This is a genomic window from Streptomyces sp. NPDC023481, assembly GCF_055560195.1.
The window spans coordinates 1-18,453 of the sequence record NZ_JBVHJE010000007.1; the positions used below are offsets into that span (position 1 = coordinate 1).

General features: G+C 72.4%; 13 protein-coding genes. 8 read left to right on the forward strand and 5 right to left on the reverse strand.

The annotated features are described in order from the left end of the window. The first annotated feature begins 268 nt into the window (after window positions 1–268). Both ACZ3ZD_RS15970 and ACZ3ZD_RS15975 read left to right on the forward strand, forming a co-directional pair. Window positions 269–1,111, forward strand: a complete 843-nt coding sequence (locus tag ACZ3ZD_RS15970; RefSeq protein WP_467397224.1) for a M24 family metallopeptidase — start codon at window positions 269–271, stop codon at window positions 1,109–1,111. After that, window positions 1,108–2,874, forward strand: coding sequence for an SDR family oxidoreductase (locus tag ACZ3ZD_RS15975; RefSeq protein ID WP_467397227.1), 1,767 nt, complete (start codon window positions 1,108–1,110; stop codon window positions 2,872–2,874). The genes ACZ3ZD_RS15970 and ACZ3ZD_RS15975 overlap by 4 nt, the downstream gene beginning before the upstream one ends. Window positions 2,875–3,089: 215 nt before the next feature. Here ACZ3ZD_RS15975 and ACZ3ZD_RS15980 read toward each other — a convergent pair whose 3' ends face one another. The 3 genes from ACZ3ZD_RS15980 to ACZ3ZD_RS15990 all read right to left on the reverse strand — a co-directional run bounded on the left by ACZ3ZD_RS15980 (window position 3,090) and on the right by ACZ3ZD_RS15990 (window position 5,675). Further along, window positions 3,090–4,004: an LLM class flavin-dependent oxidoreductase gene (locus ACZ3ZD_RS15980; RefSeq protein ID WP_467397230.1), complete on the reverse strand. Its 915-nt coding sequence runs from the start codon at window positions 4,002–4,004 to the stop codon at window positions 3,090–3,092. A 172-nt stretch (window positions 4,005–4,176) separates the two neighbouring features. Beyond that, window positions 4,177–5,043 (reverse strand): choice-of-anchor K domain-containing protein, encoded by an 867-nt coding sequence (locus ACZ3ZD_RS15985; protein ID WP_467397233.1) that lies wholly within the window; start codon window positions 5,041–5,043, stop codon window positions 4,177–4,179. Window positions 5,044–5,063: 20 nt separating this feature from the next. Next, window positions 5,064–5,675, reverse strand: coding sequence for a hypothetical protein (locus ACZ3ZD_RS15990; RefSeq protein ID WP_467397236.1), 612 nt, complete (start codon window positions 5,673–5,675; stop codon window positions 5,064–5,066). 622 nt (window positions 5,676–6,297) lie between these two features. Between ACZ3ZD_RS15990 and ACZ3ZD_RS15995 the strand changes: the two genes are divergently transcribed. From ACZ3ZD_RS15995 to ACZ3ZD_RS16015, 5 genes are all read left to right on the forward strand, one after another. Continuing rightward, window positions 6,298–7,956: an NHL domain-containing protein gene (locus tag ACZ3ZD_RS15995; RefSeq protein WP_467397238.1), complete on the forward strand. Its 1,659-nt coding sequence runs from the start codon at window positions 6,298–6,300 to the stop codon at window positions 7,954–7,956. A gap of 212 nt (window positions 7,957–8,168) precedes the next feature. Next, window positions 8,169–9,254: a hypothetical protein gene (locus ACZ3ZD_RS16000; RefSeq protein ID WP_467397240.1), complete on the forward strand. Its 1,086-nt coding sequence runs from the start codon at window positions 8,169–8,171 to the stop codon at window positions 9,252–9,254. Next, entirely contained in the window at window positions 9,247–10,899 is a 1,653-nt protein-coding gene (locus ACZ3ZD_RS16005; protein ID WP_467397243.1) for a polyprenyl synthetase family protein, read from the forward strand. Before ACZ3ZD_RS16000 ends, ACZ3ZD_RS16005 begins: the two co-directional genes overlap by 8 nt. Beyond that, window positions 10,896–11,570 (forward strand): hypothetical protein, encoded by a 675-nt coding sequence (locus tag ACZ3ZD_RS16010; RefSeq protein ID WP_467397245.1) that lies wholly within the window; start codon window positions 10,896–10,898, stop codon window positions 11,568–11,570. The genes ACZ3ZD_RS16005 and ACZ3ZD_RS16010 overlap by 4 nt, the downstream gene beginning before the upstream one ends. A 109-nt stretch (window positions 11,571–11,679) precedes the next feature. After that, a complete protein-coding gene (locus ACZ3ZD_RS16015; protein WP_467397248.1) occupies window positions 11,680–12,150 on the forward strand; it encodes a hypothetical protein in 471 nt (156 codons plus the stop codon). A 33-nt stretch (window positions 12,151–12,183) separates the two neighbouring features. Here the strand turns inward: ACZ3ZD_RS16015 and ACZ3ZD_RS16020 are convergent, their stop codons facing one another. Continuing rightward, on the reverse strand, window positions 12,184–13,341 hold the full coding sequence (locus ACZ3ZD_RS16020; protein ID WP_467397251.1) for a metallopeptidase domain-containing protein: 1,158 nt from the start codon (window positions 13,339–13,341) through the stop codon (window positions 12,184–12,186). A 429-nt stretch (window positions 13,342–13,770) separates the two neighbouring features. Between ACZ3ZD_RS16020 and ACZ3ZD_RS16025 the strand changes: the two genes are divergently transcribed. Continuing rightward, window positions 13,771–14,661: an HAD-IIB family hydrolase gene (locus tag ACZ3ZD_RS16025; RefSeq protein ID WP_467397253.1), complete on the forward strand. Its 891-nt coding sequence runs from the start codon at window positions 13,771–13,773 to the stop codon at window positions 14,659–14,661. A 217-nt stretch (window positions 14,662–14,878) separates the two neighbouring features. Here ACZ3ZD_RS16025 and cydD read toward each other — a convergent pair whose 3' ends face one another. Then, window positions 14,879–18,415 (reverse strand): thiol reductant ABC exporter subunit CydD, encoded by a 3,537-nt coding sequence (cydD, locus tag ACZ3ZD_RS16030; protein ID WP_467397255.1) that lies wholly within the window; start codon window positions 18,413–18,415, stop codon window positions 14,879–14,881. Between the last annotated feature and the right edge of the window lie 38 nt (window positions 18,416–18,453).

Sequence of the window (18,453 nt, forward strand, 5' to 3'; positions counted from 1 at the left end):
GCAGTGGCTGCACACCTACAATCACCACCGCGGACACACCGCGCTGAAGGGCCAACCACCCGCCAGCCGCATCCCCAACCTCACAGGGCCATACACCTAGGGCGCCCACCCAGGGGTGGGGCCGGGGGACCGGGCGGAGGTGTCGCGCGGGGGTGCCGGTCCGCCGTCGTCCACAGGCCTTGATCCCGCCTATTGACGCCGCCTCTAACAACTGCCAGATTCACCTGTGTCGGTTACGGACCAGTAGCTCGCTCGACGGGACGGACGCATGACGACGGCAGTGAGCAGCGGACTCTCCGTGGAACTGCGGGGGTTCCGGCGGGTGCAGCGCCTCGCCTACGAGTGCGCGGAGGCGGTCGCGGCCCGTCTGGAGCCGGGCGTGACCGAGCGCGAGGCGGCGCGGATGCAGCGCGCGTGGCTGCGCGAGCGCGGGGTGCGGGACTGGTTCCACCTCCCCTTCGCCTGGTTCGGGGACCGCACCGCGTTCGTGGACTTCCGCTTCCCGCTGCAGTTCTTCCCGACCGACCGCGCGCTGGCGCCGGGTATGCCGTTCATCCTGGACCTGGCCCCGGTGTACGAGGGATACACGGCGGACATCGGCTACTCCGGCTCGCTGGGCGCGAACCCCGTGCAGGACCGGCTGATGGCCGACCTGGAGGCCCACCGCGAACTGATCCTGCGCGAGGTGCGCGAGCGGCGCCCGCTGCGGGAGATCTACCAGGACGTGGACCGGCTCATGGTCCGCCAGGGGTACGCCAACCGGCACCGCGCCTACCCCTTCGGGGTGATCGCCCACAAGGTGGACCGGGTGCGGCGGCGTCGCTTCTCCCCGCACCTGTTCGGGTTCGGCACGCAGTCGCTCAAGGGGCTCGCCGCCGACGCGCTGCGCGGCCACCGCGAGGGCTGGTCGCCGCTGTGGTCGCCGTACCGGTTCTCGGACCATCCGCCGCAGCCGGGCCTGTGGGCGGTCGAACCGCACCTCGGTTTCCGCGGCACGGGCGCGAAGTTCGAGGAGATCCTGGTGGTCACCGACTCCCGGGACCCCGGGGAGAGCGCGTTCTGGCTGGACGACGATCTGCCGCACGTGCGGCGCTGGGCGGAGGACGAGTGACGACGCTTTCGAAGCCGGACGGCGCGCGCGAGCGCTGGGTGCGCACCGGCGGGGTCGAGCTGTGCGTGGCCGAGCTGGGTGACCCGCGGCAGCCCACGGTGGTGCTGGTGCACGGCTACCCGGACAGCAAGGAGGTCTGGTCGGAGGTGGCCGACCGGCTCGCCGGCCGCTTCCACGTCGTCCTCTACGACGTCCGGGGCCACGGCCGCTCCACGGCGCCCCGGCCGCTGCGCGGCGGCTTCACCCTGGCCAAGCTCACGGACGACTTCCTGGCCGTCGTGGACGCGGTCAGCCCGGACCGGCCGGTGCACCTCGTCGGGCACGACTGGGGCTCGGTGCAGTCCTGGGAGTTCGTCACGGTGGCCCGCACGGAGGGCCGTATCGCCTCCTTCACCTCGATCTCCGGGCCGTCCCTCGACCACTTCGGGCACTGGATCAACGTGCGCGTGAAGCGCCCGACGCCCCGCCGGGTGGGCCAGCTCCTCGGCCAGGGCGCAAAGTCCTGGTACGTCTACCTGCTGCACACCCCGGTCCTGCCGGAACTGGCCTGGCGCGGCCCGCTCGGCAGGCGCTGGCCGAAGCTCCTGGAGCGGGCCGAGCGGATCCCCGCCGGCGACTACCCGACCGGGTCCCTCCCCTCCGACGCGGCGCACGGCGCCTGGCTGTACCGGGACAACGTCCGCACCCGGCTGCGCAGGCCGCGCCCGGACGCGTACGCACACACGCCCGTGCAGCTCATCACGCCGGAAGGGGACGCGTTCCTCTCCGAGCGGCTCCACGACGACCTGGACCGGTGGGTGCCGCAGCTGACCCGCCGCACCCTCCCGGCCGGGCACTGGGTCCCGCGCACCCGGCCCGACCAGGTCGCCGCCTGGATCGAGGAGTTCGTGACCTCGGTGGCCGGCGGACGGCCCGCCCCGGCCGCCACCGGCCGCCACGCCGACCGGTTCGCCGGCCGGCTGGTGCTGGTCACCGGCGCGGGCAGCGGGATCGGCCGGGCCACCGCGTTCGCCTTCGCGGAGGCCGGCGCCCGGGTGGTCGCCGTCGACCGCGACGCCGAGGCCGCGGCCCGCACCGCCGAACTGGCCCGGCTGGCCGGGGCGGCCGAGGCCTGGTCCGAACCGGCCGACGTCTCGGACGAACAGGCCATGGAGAAGCTCGCGGAGAAGGTCCACCACGCGTACGGCGTGCCGGACGTGCTGGTCAACAACGCGGGCATCGGTCTGGCTGGCTCCTTCTTCGCCACGACGACCGACGACTGGCGCAAGGTGCTGGACGTCAACCTGTGGGGCGTGATCCACGGGTGCCGGCTCTTCGGGGCGCGCATGGCCGAGCGCGGCCAGGGCGGTCACATCGTCAACATCGCGTCCGCGGCGGCCTACCAGCCCTCGCGGGTCCTGCCCGCCTACAGCACCTCCAAGGCGGCCGTGCTCATGCTCTCCGAGTGCCTGCGCGCCGAACTGGCTGGCCAGGACATCGGCGTCACCGCCGTCTGCCCGGGCTTCGTCAACACCAACATCACCTCCACGGCCCGCTTCACCGGCGTGGACGAGGCGGAGCAACTCCGTCGCCGGCAGCGCTCCGCCCGCCTGTACGGCCTGCGCAACTATCCGCCGGAGAAGGTGGCCGCCGCCGTTCTGGACGCGGTGGCGGACAACAGGGCGGTGGTCCCGGTGACCCCGGAGGCCAGGGGAGCGCATCTGCTGTCGCGTTTCGCGCCGGGGCTGTTGCGACGGATCGCCCGGGTGGAACCGAGGCTGTGAACACCGCCACCGGTTGTCCACAGTTTCGCCAAATCCCCTGTGGATAACCACACTTGGTTGTGGATCAAACCTCCGGAGGCAAACGACCTGCGTGATCCGCGTCTCTCCCCTCGCGTCGGTGTCCGCCGGAGCCCGGCCCCGGCGGGCACCGGCCGGCCCGTGCCTGGTGCCTGGTGCCTGGCGCTTCGGCGAGCGTGCTGGTCGGACAGGGAGCGTCAGCCCAGCTGCGCGAGGGCCTCGGTGGCAATGCGCTCGAAGGTGTCAATGTCAGCGGCGAAGTCCGTGTCCGGGATCGGCCAGTGGATGACGATCTCGGTGAAGCCGAGTTCCCTGTGCCTGCCGGCGAAGTCGACGAAGGCGTCGAGGGACTCCAGGGGACGGCCACGGTCCGGCGTGAAACCAGTCAGCAGGATCCTGTCCATGGCACCGGCGTCGCGGCCGATGTCCGCGCACGCCTTTCCCAGCTTCTCGGCCTGGTCACGCAGTGCTTGGCGGGACTGCTCAGGCGTACCCGTCTCGTACAACCTGGGGTCGCCCGTGGTCACCCACGCCTGGCCGTGGCGCGCGGCGAGCCGCAGCCCGCGCGGGCCGGTGGCGGCCACAGCGAAAGGAAGCCTGGGGCGTTGCACGCAGCCGGGGATGTTGCGCGCCTCATGTGCCGCATAGACGTCACCGGCGTAGGAGACACCGTTCGTGCCGTCCTCGGTCAGCAGCCGGTCGAGCAGCGACACGAACTCCGCGAACCGGTCAGCACGCTCGCGCGGGGTCCAGGGCTGCTGACCGAGCACGGTGGCGTCGAAGCCATTGCCGCCCGCGCCGATGCCCAGCGTGATCCGGCCGCCGGAGATGTCGTCCAGCGAGATCAGCTCCTTGGCCAGAGTCACCGGGTGCCTGAAATTGGGCGACGTGACGAGGGTGCCCAGGCGCATCCGCTCGGTGACGCCCGCGGCGGCCGTGAGTGTCGGTACCGCCCCGAACCAGGGACCATCGCGGAACGGGACGCGCCAGGACAGGTGGTCGTAGGTGTACGCGGTGTGGAACCCGAGCTGCTCGGCGCGTTGCCACGCCTCACGGCTCCCCTCGTGCCAGCGGCGGTACGGGAGGATCACGGTGCTCAGACGCAGACTCATACCTCAGAGCCTACGGCGCCCCTCGGCGCGTCCGCGGTGCCGGCCAGCGCTGGGCCGCCGTACCAGGCTGTGGCCCGGAGTGTCTCCGCTGACGTCGCCTTGGTGCCGACAACGACCATGGCAGGTGAGGCGCACTTCCCCTCACCTGCCATCGCAGGGCCGAGGGGCCGGCCTACGGCGTGCCGGTCTTGTTGAACCCCTTGTCCAGGTAGGGGGACTGGTCGACGACGAAGCCGTCGTCCGCGACCAGGCGGGCGATGCCGCCCTGGTCCCGCCAGACCTCGTTGGAGGAGCCGAAGGAGAAGCCGCCGTACTGCGGGTGGTTCTCGTTGGTGTAGACGCGGTAGCGCTGGCCGGGCTGGATGACCGTTCCCGGGGGGAAGGGGAAGGCGTGTCCGGTGGGCTTGGCCTCGACCTTCCAGCCGGTCAGGTCCTGGGGCGCACCGCCCTGGTTGAAGATCTCAACGTATTCGTCGGCCTGGCCCGCGCTCGTGCCCTGGTGACGAAGGCCGGAGATGATCACGTCGGGCTCGTCGAGCGTGAACATGCACACCACGTCGGCGAAGTTGATGCCGCCCTCCGGGCTGCGGAACTGCCGAACGATCTGGCCGTTGCGCTCGAACCCGCTCAGCACCGCCCGGTACTGCTTGCCGTTGACCGTGACGGGCTGGGGGTGGACGAAGGTCTCCAGGTCGACCAGGTCGTCGTCCGCGGGACTGGTGCCGGTGCTGTTCGGCGTCTCGTCGTGGCGGAAACCGAAGGTGAGGTCGGTCGTGCTGCCGTCCTCGAACATGGCGTTGATGGTCAGCTGGACGACGAACCGGCTCGGGCTGACGGTCGTGGGCTTGTTGCGGTGGATGAAGGTACCGATGACGAACTCGGTGCCGTCGAGCTGGACGTCCGCGGCCTCTCCGCGGAACTGGTACCCGCTCTGGCTGCCGGCGCTGCCCCACTGGATGTAGTCGGTGCCCAGGCCGTTGACCGGCGAGATGCCCGGATTGGTGGACGTGAAGACACCGGAGGTGACGACGGTGGTCATGGTGGCTCGCTCCCGCTCTCTCAGTCCTCGTCCTCGATGACCTCGGCCTTGAGCTTGGCCGGGGGCGCGGTGCCGATCTGGGCGACGCCGTCGGTGTGGCGGCCGGGCCGGGCTCCGTCCACGGCTTCGAGACCGCAGGTGTAGACGATGCAGTCCTTGTCCTGGTCGCTGGTGTTCAGATGCACGTGGTAGGTGAAGGTGAGGGTGCGTCCGTCGTCGCTGACCTTGGCCTGGACGGGGGGCAGGTTGCCGCCCGTGGTCTGGTCCATGCGCTTGTACTGGGCGCCCACCGTGCCGTTCCAGCGGAATCCGGTGGGGGCGGTGAAGACGTGCTCGCGTTCGCCGGCGTCGACCGTCTCGCTCCAGTTCGGCGTGCGGACGCAGACGTTGACGGTGGTGCCGAGACCGCCGGGAGCGTCCTCGACCCCGCCCTCCTGCCACACCACGAGGTCGAGTTTCTGGGCACGGCCCTGCTCGTAACCCCAGTCATAGCCGTTCGCGTACTGGTCCTGCTCCCCGCGCGAGCCGTCGCGCGGCGGATCGGTGTACGGCTTTCCGGCGAGCGCATCGGCACGCCCCTGTTCCTCCCCCCGCTTGTAGGCTTCCTTCTTGGCCTGCACGTCGGTGCTCATCTTCGAGTCCTCCTGGGGCTGTGGTCGAAGCGTGCGACGGAAAGAGAGGCGTCCGGGTGCGGGTCGCCCGGGCCCGCAGGAGGCGGCAAGAGCTGGGCCCCCACCCCGCGCGGTTCACCGCACGCGGTCGTCATGAGGGCCGCGCTCCGGAAGACGGAACGCAGCCCGCCGCCCGTGGCTTCGAGCGGGCGTTCATGCGGGCGTTGCGGCACGCACCGGACTTTCATCCGGGTCCATCGTTAGCCAGCGCCGGCCGTGTGTATGCCGCCGTTCCCCCGTTTGAAAAGCCGAATCGATTCCGCGTCACTTGTTCGAGTGCAGTCGAAGCATGAAACGGCGCACAGGAGCGGGGTACGGCCCATGCAGTCCGTGTCCCGCTGGAGCCGTCGGCATGCGCCGCCCACTTCCCGTACTGATCGCGGCGCCGTTCGCTTCTTCCGGCTCCTCCCTCATGCGGGTGGCGCACGCGGTGGCTGCTCCCACGGTGCCCTTCCGCCCGGTATGCAGGGGAAATGCCAACGACGGCGCGGAAGGAGAGGGCGATGCGGGAGACGAGGCCGTGCAGGTGGGAGGTGGCGGGCGTCATCGGGGCCCGGCCGCACTCGTGCTGGGCGGTGGCGGCGTGACGGCCGGGACCGCGGCGGGGCGGCGTCCGCCGGATGCGTCCGATGGAGCCGGCCTGCCGGACACCGAGGCGGGCAACGGCACGGCCGGGTACTCCGGGGACGGCGGGCCCGCGCCGGACGGACAGCTGGCCTTCCCCGCGGATGTCGCCGTGGGAGGCGGCGCGGTCTTCGTCGCCGACCACGCGAACCACCGAATCCGCCGGATCGACGGCACCGGCACCCTGACGACGATCGCCGGGGACGGACTGCGGGGGTTCACCGGCGACGGCGCCGACGCGGTGCGCGCCCGGCTCGGCTTCCCGTCGGCGCTCGTGGTCGCCCCGGACGGGGCCGTGCTCGTCGCCGACGAGCTGAACCACCGGATCCGTCGTGTCGACCCCTCGGGTGTCATCCGCACCGTCGCGGGAGACGGCTCGCGCGGTCAGGGCGAGGATGACGGCGACGGCGGCCCGGCCGACCGTGCCCGGCTGAACGCCCCGTGCGCGGTGGCCGTCGACGCGACCGGCCGGCTCTTCATCGGTGAGGCGGGCATTCCCCGGGTGCGCAGGGTCGACGCAGACGGTGTCATCGGCACGGTCGTCGCGGCGTCGAGGTGGTCCGGTGGCGCGAGCGCGGCCGACGCGGGCGAGGCGTTCCTGCCCGCCGGCCTGGCGGTCGACGGGGCCGGCCGGGTGTACATCGCCGACCCGGAGGGCCGGAGGGTACTGCTGCTCGACTCGAACGGGGCCCTGCGGGTACTGGCGGGACCGCCGGGCGGGGACACCGGTGGCACGGCGGTCGACTGGGGGGCGCCGTGCGCGGTGGCGGTCGACGGCGAGGGCGTGCTCTACGTCGCCGACCAGACCGGACACCGCGTGTGGCGGTTGGCCGACGGAGCGGCCCGCGTCGTCGCGGGGCAGCCGGGCCCAACCACCGGCGAGACCACCGCGTCCGGCGCCCCGGCCGACGCCGTCGTGCACACCGCCCTGGGTTATCCGTGCGGTCTCGCCGTGGATCCTGCCGGGCGCCTGCTCGTGGCGGACAACTTCCACCACCGGATCGCGGCCGTGCCTCTCACCACCGCACCCATCGGGGATTCCGAGCCGGTACGGGGCGAGAAGCCGACGCCGGACGGGCAACCGGAGCCGGAGCGGAACCCGGAACCGGAACCGGAACCGGAGCGGAATCCGGAACCGGACCGCGGCGGCGGCAGTGCACCGTCCGGTGACGACGGCGCCGCGCCCGCGCAGCCCGCCCGGCTGCTGGTCCGGCAGGAGGTCGGCCTGGAGCTCCGCCGGGGACAGAGCGAGGTGATCCACGTACGGGTCTCCTCCACCGACCCCTGGGTCCCGGGACGCGTGGAGCATCACTTCGCGGCTCCGACGGGTTTCGTCTTCGACGGCCGGGTGACCTGCGCGTACTACCGCGCGGATCGCACGGTCGTCCCTGGCGGGGGTGCGACGGGGACGGTCGGGGACGGCGGCCGGTCGCTGGTCGTCGCGGACGAGCCCCGCCTGAACGCTCCCGGCCATCCGGCGGCGGCCCTGGTCTACACGCTCGGCGTCCGCGCACTGGACGACGCCGAACCGGGCCGTTACACCGACGGGCGGGCGGTGATCGCCGGCCAGCCGGAAGTGCGCCTCAAGGCGAGCGTTCTCGAAGCGGACGAGGACTGACGACGACTGAAGACGACTGGCGACGGACGAGGGCACGAGGGCACGAGGGCCCGCACGAGATCCGAAACCGTCCGTGGCGGTCCACCCGCCACGGACGGCTCTCGGTCTTCTCAAACCGCGAATGCGGAGGTAATCGTTTCTGTGCTCCCAGGTCACCCCCATGATGGTCACGAATTGCCAGCGAACAGTGACCGTGGGTTAGCGTTCGAAACGTGTTAACGCCCGCCCTCCCGAGGTTCGGTCCACAGGGCCCCTTCCCGTCTGCCCCGCTCGCCCACCCGCTCGACCGCAAGTGGCTGCACTACGCGTTCCTGTCGCGGTGCGGGCAGCAGGCACTCATCGCGAACCTCTCCGTCCTGGGCTCCTCCACCGGCTCGGTGTTCGCCGATCCGGGCGCCCCGGCCACCGGGCGTCGCAGCGGCACCGGCACAGCGGCCGAGGGGCAGCACATGGCGATCCTGCTCCTCTACGGGGAAGGGCACGGCTGGAGCGCGACACAGTTCAACGCCGAGCAACCCGAACTTCCTTGGTCGGCCTTCCGGTTACCGCACCCGCACGGAGAGCCCGGCGCGTTCCGGGTGGCGGCCCGCTCGCAGGCGCCGGCGGCGGACGTACGGCTGGCCCGGACCAGCAGGCCGTGCACCTCGCAGTGCGCGCCCTTCGGCGACGACGAGCATCTGCGCTGGCAGTCGGAGCCCGGCGTCCTAGGCGACGGAACCCTGCGGCACGCCGACGGTAGGGCCGTGGAGACGGACCTGCTCGGCTACCACGAGCGGGTACGCGGCCGGTGGTCCTGGCCCACGCTCGGCGGCTGGGTGTTCGGATTCGTCAACGACCCCTCGGGACCCGTCGACCAGGCGCCCCCCGCGGCGGTCGTCTTCACCCTGATCCAGCCCGCGTACCCCGCGGACGCGGCCAACGGATCGGTGATGCTGTGGCGCGACGGACGCATGATCCGTCACTTCCCCCGACGCAATCTCCGGGTGGCGGTGAGCGGCAGCCTGGACCGTGACCGGGTGACGATGGTGCCGCCGCTGGCGGGCGGGCTGGGCACCCCGCCGATGGCCGCGGTGCCCGGACGCCTGCTGATCACCGCCCGGCTCGGCGACGACCGTCTCGTCCTCGACTTCCGCTCGCACACGGCGGGCCGGATCGCCAACCCGTCCGAGACCAGCCTGCACCCGTTCAGCGTGCACGAGACGCTCGGCCCGTGCACCGTGGAGGGCCGGGTCGGCGGACGCCGCATCGGCTTCAGCACCGGGGGCATCGTGGAGTTCGCCGGGGGTGCCCATGACTGAGACCGTCCCCGCGTTCACCGGTGCCCGGCTGCTGGACGAGACCGTCGCCGCCCTGTCCGACCGGGCGCCGGCGATCCTCGCCGCCGCGGCCGACCAGCTGCGCGGCATCCGGCTGGGCCTGCACTTCAACGACGGCAGCCATGCCACCCTCACCGTGCGGCACAGCCGTATCGTGGTGGACCGGGACCGGTGCCGGGACCCCGACGTCGAGGTCGCCTTCGACAACCGGGCCATGAACCTGCTGTTCGACCTCCAGCGCCCGCCCGTCGACCAGGTCCTGCCCGACAGCCTCGACGTCCGCGGCTCCCGCGACGACACCCTCGCCGTCTGGCGGGCCTTCACCCTGCTGTCCCAGCGCGCGGCCGGCCTGCGCAGCATGCAGGAACTGTGGGGGGCCTACCGCGAACAGGCGCCCCAGCTGTGGGGCAGCGCGACACCCGCCGCCCGGCAACCGGACGTCGAGCCGGTCGGCTGGACGGCACTGGACTTCCTCGCCCGACGCTCCCCCGAGGACGCGCCCGCACCGCCCGCGCTGATCGGCGACACCACCGTCACCGCGCCGCGCCTGCTGTGGGACGGCCGCACCAGCACCGACTGGTCACTTGAGGACACCGTCCAGGACGCGGATCTGCTGGAGACCATGCTCCGATGCCGGGCCCGCACCAACGAGGAGATCGAACGGCTGCTGCCGGACCGGGAGCCGCGGGCCGAGCTGTACGACCTCATGCGCTCCTATCCCGCACGCCAGGGCAAGGGACTGCGGCCCACCCTCACCATCGCCGCGTGTGCCGCCTTCGGCGGGCGTCCCGACGACGCCGTACGCGCCGCCGCCGCGCTGGAGCTGTTCCACAACGGCTTCCTCGTCCACGACGACATCGCCGACGAGTCCACGCACCGGCGCGGCCTGCCCACCATGCACGAGGAACACGGACTGGGCCTGGCCGTCAACGTCGGCGACGGGATGAACCTGCTCGCCGTCGACGCCGTCCTGTCCAACCTCGGAACGCTCGGTCTCGTCCGCACCCTCGGCCTCATCCACGAGGCGGTGCACATGTGCCGTGAGTCCATCGAGGGGCAGGCCATGGAGCTGGGCTGGATCCGCCACGAGGTCGTCCCCGGAACCGACGACGCCTACTTCACGATGAGCACGAAGAAGACCGGCTGGTACACCTGCATCAGCCCGTGCCGCATCGGCGCCGTCTGCGCCGGCGTCACCGACCCCGCCGTGCTGAGCCGGTTCGACGAGGCGTTCCGCCTGATCGGCATCGCCTTCCAGATCCAGGACGACATCCTGAACCTGGTCGGCGAGGAGGCCCTCTACGGCAAGGAGCCGCTGGGCGACCTGCTCGAAGGCAAGCGCACGGTGATGCTGATCCACCTCTTCCGCACCGCGTACGCCCACGAGCGCCCCCGCCTCTTCGACATCCTGCGACAGCGCCGTACCGACAAGACCCAGCAGCACGCCGAGGAACTCCTCGCCGCCATGCGCCGGCACGGCTCCATCGAGTACGCCACCGACCTCGCCGACCGGCTCGCCGCCGAAGGCATCGCCCGCTTCGAGGAAGACCTCCGGTTCATCCCCGAGAACGAAGGCAAAGCCGTCCTGCGGCAGATCGCCCACTACGTCACCTCGAGGCCACTGTGACCACCACCCCGCCCCCGCCGGCCGATCCCGCCGCCATCGGCCCGCTGACCCCCACCGACCACCGGGCCTTCGCCTTCCTCGGCCACGTCAACAGCAGTCTGCGCCAGTGCCTGTGCACCCTGGCCAGGCACGGCGTGGCCGTGCGCCGCGACGCCCCCGAACGCGCCCGCCTCCTGCTCGACACCGTCCGGCCCTGGCCCCTCTACAAGGGCGGCCAGTTCCTCTTCGACCTGATGGAGTGGGAGGACCTCATGATCGACGGCGACCCCCCGCCCATGATGCCCACCGAGCGGATCGTCGCCGCCTGCACGTTTCCCGTGCAGTGGATCGCCGCGGCCACGCAGGAGGCACCGGAGGCGACGAGACTGGTTCCCGGCCAGCGCACGACCGCCGTCCTCGACCTTCCCCTGCGCCTGCTGGCCACTACCGCCCGCAGCACCCTCCTGGGTGCCGCGCAGGACCTCACCGACCTGCTCGGACCGCGCACCACCCCCGACGACGACGCGGGTTACGCCACCGGCCCGGAACCGGTCACGGACCACACGGTCGCCGAACCGCCGCCGTTGGAAGCGGGCTTCTACCTCTACGAGGACATCGCCCTCGGCGCCCTGTCCGTCCTCGGCCCCCTCCTGGCCGACCACGCACCGACTGATCCCGCGCCCTCCGCCTAGCTCATGACGCCCGTACCGGCCCCCGACGGTCCATGAGCGGGCCCGGTCCCCAAGCCCGCCACCGGCGGATCCGCTCACGCGGACGCACCCATCCACAGAAGGGACACCCATGGCCACGCAGACCCAGGCCCCCGTCCAACCGGGTTCCGAGAACAAGCTCTACATCCTTCAGCAGGGCATCGTCGAGGACGCGCCGGGCGGAGTTCCCGCCCACCTCAGCTTCGGCATCCTCAGCACCGTCCCCGACCCGGTGAACCCCGGAGACATCACCTTCACGCTGAAGGCACCAACCGGCTTCGTCTTCACCGGCTGGCTCTCCTGGGCCTACCACGACGTCAACACCCTCCAGGCGAAGGGAAATCTGGAGACCACCCAGGGCACCCTCGGCGACGGGGGCCGCACCCTGACCTTCACCCACAACCCGTACCTGTCCACCAACCAGGAGTGCATCGGCTACGGCGCCCAGGTGACCGCCGTCGACGGCGCGACACCGGGCCGCTACACCGACGGCCAGCTCAAGGTGGGCGCTGCCAACCCGATCAAGCTCAAGGGCCGCGTCCTCGACCCCAACGAGGACTGAGCCCTCCCGACGAACCGGCCCGACTCCTGACGGTCACCACTTGATGGCGTTCACCGTGCTGTTGTAGGCGTCGGCGGACCGGACGGTGAACTGGACACCGGCAGCTCGGTCGTGGAAGGTCTGGCCGGGCTGCCAGGTGGCCATGTCCAGCGTGCCGCAGCCTGGCGGCGGCGCCGCGGCATCCGGGTTGGGCACCACCCGGATCGGTCCCTGACCGGTCGCGACGGACGTGTCGACCTTGTAGATGACAACGCCGGAGGAGCAGGCACCGGAATCGTTGTGGGCCTTTCTGCGGGCCTCGGCGACGTAGGCGGTGGTGGTGCCGGTTCTGACTGCCAGCAACTTGGTGCCGCCGACGTACTCCACGCCGTTCAGGGCAGCGGTGTTCTGGGTCCTGTTCTGCCACACGCACACGACCTGGTCGTCCCCGGTCCAGCCGAACTTCCAGGACAGCCAGCCGAAGTACTGCGGGGCGGCTCCGGCCACGTGGCCCATGACGTCCCAGCCGCCGACGTACCGGTGCTGATCACCGCTGAAGGCGTACAGGTCGGGAGCTCCGAACACGTGGGCGGTCTCGTGGGCGGCCACCTTGTGGCCCCAGTGCCACATGTCGGTGCCGAACGTCACCGCCCAACGAATCGTCGTGCCCTTGATGACGATCGGCTGGGTGGGCGTCCAGTACCACGTGTGGGAGCCGCTGACCTGGGAGTGAGCGGTGGAGACGACGTAGAACAGGTCATACCTGGCCAGATCGGCGCCGGCGTCGGCCGCTGCCCTGAGGGCGTCGGTCACGTACCGGGTGTGCTGTTGGTAGGTGGGACTGGAGGTGCCGTAGGCGTTGGAGGCCGACGGCATCCGCACCCACCGGTTCACGATCGGACGCATGCTCAGCCCCGTCCTGCCGTACGAGGCGTTCCACACCCAGTCGGCGGCCGGGGTCAGCAGGTTGTAGTAGCCCGCGACATCACCGGCGCCGGCCACATCGGGGAAGTCCACGTAGACCACGCCGACGTTCTTGATCCCGACGGGATTCAGGAATTGGGTGTAGTCGGTGTTCTGACCCTCGTTGACCGTGGTTCCCCACCCCTGCAGCGCACAGGGCGAGGTGCTCCCGTTGACGGCGTGGGCACGTTGGGCGGGGGCGGCGGTCGTGGTCAGGGCGAGCAGAACCGCGAGGGCCCACAGGACCACTAAGGGGAGCGGGCGTCGCGTCCGGGGGAGCCGGAAGCGCGGGATGTTGCGGCCTTTCCCCGGCAACCGGGGCACGTGGCCCGGCCGGACCTCTGCCGGAGTTCCATCACGCAGTGCTCGAGTCTCACTCATGGGACGACCATCGCGACTCCAGCGGGGCAGGCCGGGGCAATATGGGCAAACTCACCTCATGGAGTGGAGCGGTAGGCGCCCGGCGCATGACTGCCCTCAGCCTCGATCCTGCGTGACGGTCCGCCGACGGAGCCGGTGGACCGTCTGGCCTCGCCCAGCCGGGCTGAGCAGCGGTTCGAGCCGGGCTGAGCAGCGGGTCGAACGTCAGCCGAACAGCGGGCCGGGTGTCAGCCGAGTGGCGGGCCGAGCGTCATCTGCGTCTCATCTGTGCGGAGCCCCGCACGGCCGTGCGGGCATATGCGCGAGAATGACCGGGTGACCTCAGCGACCAGACAGCCCGGGACCCCTGCCGCCGCCACGCCCGCGCGGCTGATCGCCACCGACCTGGACGGCACTCTGCTGCGCGACGACAAATCGGTCTCTCCGCGGACCGTCGCCGCCCTGGCCGCCGCCGAGGAGGCCGGGATCGAGGTCTTCTTCGTCACCGGTCGGCCGGCCCGCTGGATGGACGTGGTCAGCGAGCACGTCCACGGCCACGGCCTGGCGATCTGCGGCAACGGCGCCGCCGTGGTCGACCTGCACGGCGGGCCCGGCGCCCACCGGTTCGTGAAGGTCCGCGAACTGTGCCGGGAGAACGCCCTGAAGGCCGTACGCCTGCTGCGCGACGCGGCACCCGGCACGGTGTTCGCGGTCGAGCAGACGTACGGCTTCCACCAGGAGCCGGACTATCCCAAGCTGCACATGGAGATACCCGACAACCTCCGTCCCGCCGAGGAACTGCTCGCGCCCGACGGTCCCGACGCCGACCAGCCCGTACTCAAGATCCTCGCCTACCACCCCTTCCTCGACCCCGACGTCTTCCTCACCCTCGCCCGGTCGGCCGTCGCCGGCCACGCCAACGTCACCCGCTCCAGCCCCAGCGCCCTGCTGGAACTGAGCGGGCCCGGCGTGTCCAAGGCCAGCACCCTCGCCCTGTGCTGCGCCGAGCGCGGTATCTCGCACGAGGAGGTCGTGGCCTTCGGTGACATGCCCAACGACGTCGAGATGCTGACCTGGGCCGGCCGGTCATACGCGATGGGCAACGCCCACCCGGCCGCCATCGCCGCCGCATCGGGCCGCACGGTCGCCAACAACGACGACGGGGTGGCGGTGGTGATCGAGCGACTGCTGGACGGTCGGGGACGGTAGCCGGGGGCGCGACAGTTCTCATGCCGGGGACGGCCCGTGCGGGGGCGGTCCGTACGGTGCCCGTGCCGGGGGCGGTCGGCGCTGGGCGGCCGGCCCGCTGGGGGGCTCGTTGCGGGGGCGGCCGACCCGGGGTGGCCGGCCCGCTGGGGGGGGTCGTGCGGGGGCGGCCGACGCGGAGCCGGTGAGATCGCCCCCGCACCGATCGCTGTGCCGAGCCTCAGCCCGCCGCCGGCAGCGCCTCCGTCTCGGCCTCCCGGCGGGCCATCTCCCGCAGCGGCCCGTCCTCGGTGATCAGCTTCTCGTACGGCCCCCGTTGCACCACCCGGCCCGCGTCCAGCACGATCACCTCGTCCACCGCGTCCAGCCCCGCCATCCGGTGGGTGATCAGCAGCGTCGTACGGCCCTCCGTGGCGGCCAGCAGATCCGCGGTCAGCGCGTCGGCCGTCGGCAGGTCCAGGTGCTCGGCGGGCTCGTCCAGCACCAGCACCGGGAACCCGGCCAGCAGCGCGCGGGCCAGCGCCAGCCGCTGCCGCTGCCCCCCGGACAGCCGCGCCCCGTGCTCGCCGACGAGCGTGTCCAGGCCGTCGGGCAGCGAGTCCGTCCAGTCCAGCAGCCGGGCCCGGGCCAGCGCCCCGCGCAGCTCGGCCTCGGTCGCGTCCTTCCTGGCCAGCAGCAGGTTCTCGCGCACCGAGCTGTCGAAGAGATGCGCGTCCTGGGCGCACAGCCCGACGAGCCGCCGCACATCGTCACCGGCCAGCGCGCACGCGTCCACACCGGCCAGCGTGTAGGCACCCTCCGCCGGGTCGAGGAACCGCAGCAGCACCTGCGCGAGGGTCGTCTTGCCGGCGCCGGACGCCCCCACCACCGCGACCCGGCGCCCCTGCTCCAGCGTCAGGTCCAGCCCGGCCAGGGCGTCCTGCCCTTGGCCCTCGTGCCGCGCGACCACACCCTTGACCACCACCGGGAACGGCGAGACGGGCGCCTGCCGGGGCGACTCCGGCTCGCGTACGGGTTCGGGGGCGTCCAGCACCTCGTACACCCGCTCCGCGCTGCGCCGCACCCGCTGCCGGTACCGCACGGCGAGCGGCAGCCCGAGTACGGCCTCGAAGGCGGCCAGCGGGGTCAGGACCACCACGGCCATCGCCACGCCCCCCAGCCGTCCGGAGGCCACCGCCTGGGCGCCGAACACCGCGGTGGCGGTGACGGTCAGCCCGGAGATCAGCGCGGTCAGCCCGTCTCCCAGCCCGGTCACGGTGGCGGCCCGCGCGGCGATCCGGGTGAGCGTGCCGTCGGCCCGCCGGGCCGCGTCCGTGCGGGCCGGCAGCGCACCGGCCACGGTCAGCTCGGCCGTGCCGGTGAGCAGGTCGGCCACTCGGGTCGCGAGTGCGCCCCGGGCGGGTGCCAGCTGCCGCTCGGTCCGTCGGGCCACGGTCGCGGTCAGCAGGGGGACGCCGACGCCGGCCGCCAGCAGGCCCACCGCGAGCGCGGCACCGGCCCCGGGCAGCAGCCAGGCCGTGAAGCCGACGGAGGCGGCGGAGACGGTCAGGGCGACTCCGGCGGGCAGCAGCCAGCGCAGCCAGTAGTCCTGGAAGGCGTCCACGTCCGCGACCAGCCGGGTCAGCAGATCACCGCGCCGGGTGCCGCGCAGCCCCGCGGGGGCCAGGCGCTCCAGCCGCCGGTACACCGCCACCCGGGCGTCGGCCAGCATGCGCAGCACGGCGTCGTGCGAGACCAGCCGCTCCGCGTACCGGAACACGGCCCGCCCGATCCCGAAGGCCCGGGTCGCGGTGACCGCCACCATCAGGTACAGCACCGGCGGCTGCTGCGAGGCCCGCGAGATGAGCCACCCGGAGGTCGCCATCAGCCCGACAGCGCTCCCGACCGCCAGGCTCCCCAGCCCCAGGGCCCCGGCCAGCCGCCCCGACCACCGCCGCCCGGCCCGGCGCACCCGCGCCAGCACCCGCCGACTCCGGCCGGGCCGCCCCGCACCACCGTCCACCCCACCGGCCCGGAAGCCCTCCAGCCCACCGAGTCGAGTGACGGCTGGGCGCGGGTGAAGGTCCAAGGAGTGGAGCTCCCCGGGAGACCCGCCGTGCCCCGGGCGCCGCACGAGTTCGCCGTCTCCCAGCCGTACCACCCTGTCGGCCACGCCCAGCAACGCCGGCCGGTGCACGACGAGCAGTACGGTGCGCCCCACGGCGAGCCTGCGCACCGCGGCCACGACGTCCCCCTCCGTCCCCCCGTCCAACGCGGCCGTCGGCTCGTCCAGCACCAGCACCGGCCGGTCCGCGAGGAACGCCCGGGCCAACGCGAGCCGCTGCCGCTGCCCCGCCGAAAGCCCCGCCCCGTCCTCCCCGAGCACGGTGTCGACGCCCTCCGGCAGGGCGGCCACGAACTCCCACGCCCCCGCGTCCCGCAGCGCCCGGCGCACCGCGTCGTCGTCGGCCTCCGGCCGGGCCAGCCGTACGTTCTCCGCGATGGTCCCGGCGTACAGATGCGGCCGCTGCGGCACCCACGCGATCCGCGACCGCCACTGCGCCGGATCGAGCCCGGCGAGGTCCGCGCCGCCGATCCGCACCCGCCCCTCGGTGGGCCGTACGAACCCCAGCAGCACGCTCAGCAGCGTCGACTTGCCCGCCCCGCTCGGCCCGACCAGCGCCACGGTCTCCCCGGGCTCCACGGTGAACGACACACCGGTCACCGCGTCCGAGGCCCGCCCCGGATAGCGCACGGTGACCCCTTCGAAGGCCAGGGCACCCTCCGGCACCGCACCGGTACCCGGCACCGGCGCCGGCGTCTCCAGCACGGTGAAGATCTCCTCCGCCGCGGCCAGCCCCTCCGCCGCCGCATGGTACTGCGCCCCCACCTGCCGCAGCGGCAGATAGGCCTCGGGCGCCAGCACGAGGATCACCAGCCCGATGTACAGGTCCATCTCGCCGTGCACGAGCCGCATCCCGATCGTCACGGCGACCAGCGCCACGGACAGCGTGGCCAGCAGCTCCAGCGCGAAGGAGGAGAGGAAGGCGATCCGCAGGGTCCGCAGTGTGGCCTGCCGGTACTCACCGGTGATCCGCCGGATGGACGCGGCCTGTGCCTTGGCCCGGCCGAACACCTTCAGCGTGGGCAGCCCCGCGACGACGTCCAGGAAGTGACCGGACAACCGCGACAGCAACCGCCACTGCCGGTCCATCCGGGACTGGGTCGCCCAGCCGATCAGCATCATGAAGACCGGGATCAGCGGCAGGGTCCCGACGATGATCGCCGCCGACACCCAGTCCTCGGTGACGATCCGCGCCAGCACCGCGACCGGTACGACCACGGCGAGCCCCAGCTGCGGCAGGTAGCGCGAGAAGTAGTCGTCCAGGGCGTCGACCCCGCGCGTGGCCAGGGTGACCAGCGAGCCGGTCCGCTGGCCGCTCAGCCAACCCGGTCCGAGCGCCGCCGCCCGGTCGAGCAGCCGCCCGCGCAGTTCGGACTTCACGGCCGCACTCGCACGGTGGGCCGCAAGCTCGGTGAGCCACGCGACCACCCCCCGCCCCACGGCCACGGCGGCCAACAGCAGCAGCGGTGTGCGCAGTTCGGCGGCCGACTGCCCGTGCTGGAACGCTCCGACGATGATCTCGGCGACGAGCATCGCCTGGGCGATGACCAGCCCGGCACCCACGGCACCCAGCCCGACGACCGCCACGAGGAAGAGCCGGGTGGCGCGGGCGTACCGCAGAAGGCGTGGATCGATTGGTTTCACGTGAAACATGCCCTTCGGTCCAGAGGGTGTGTTTCACGTGAAACGCA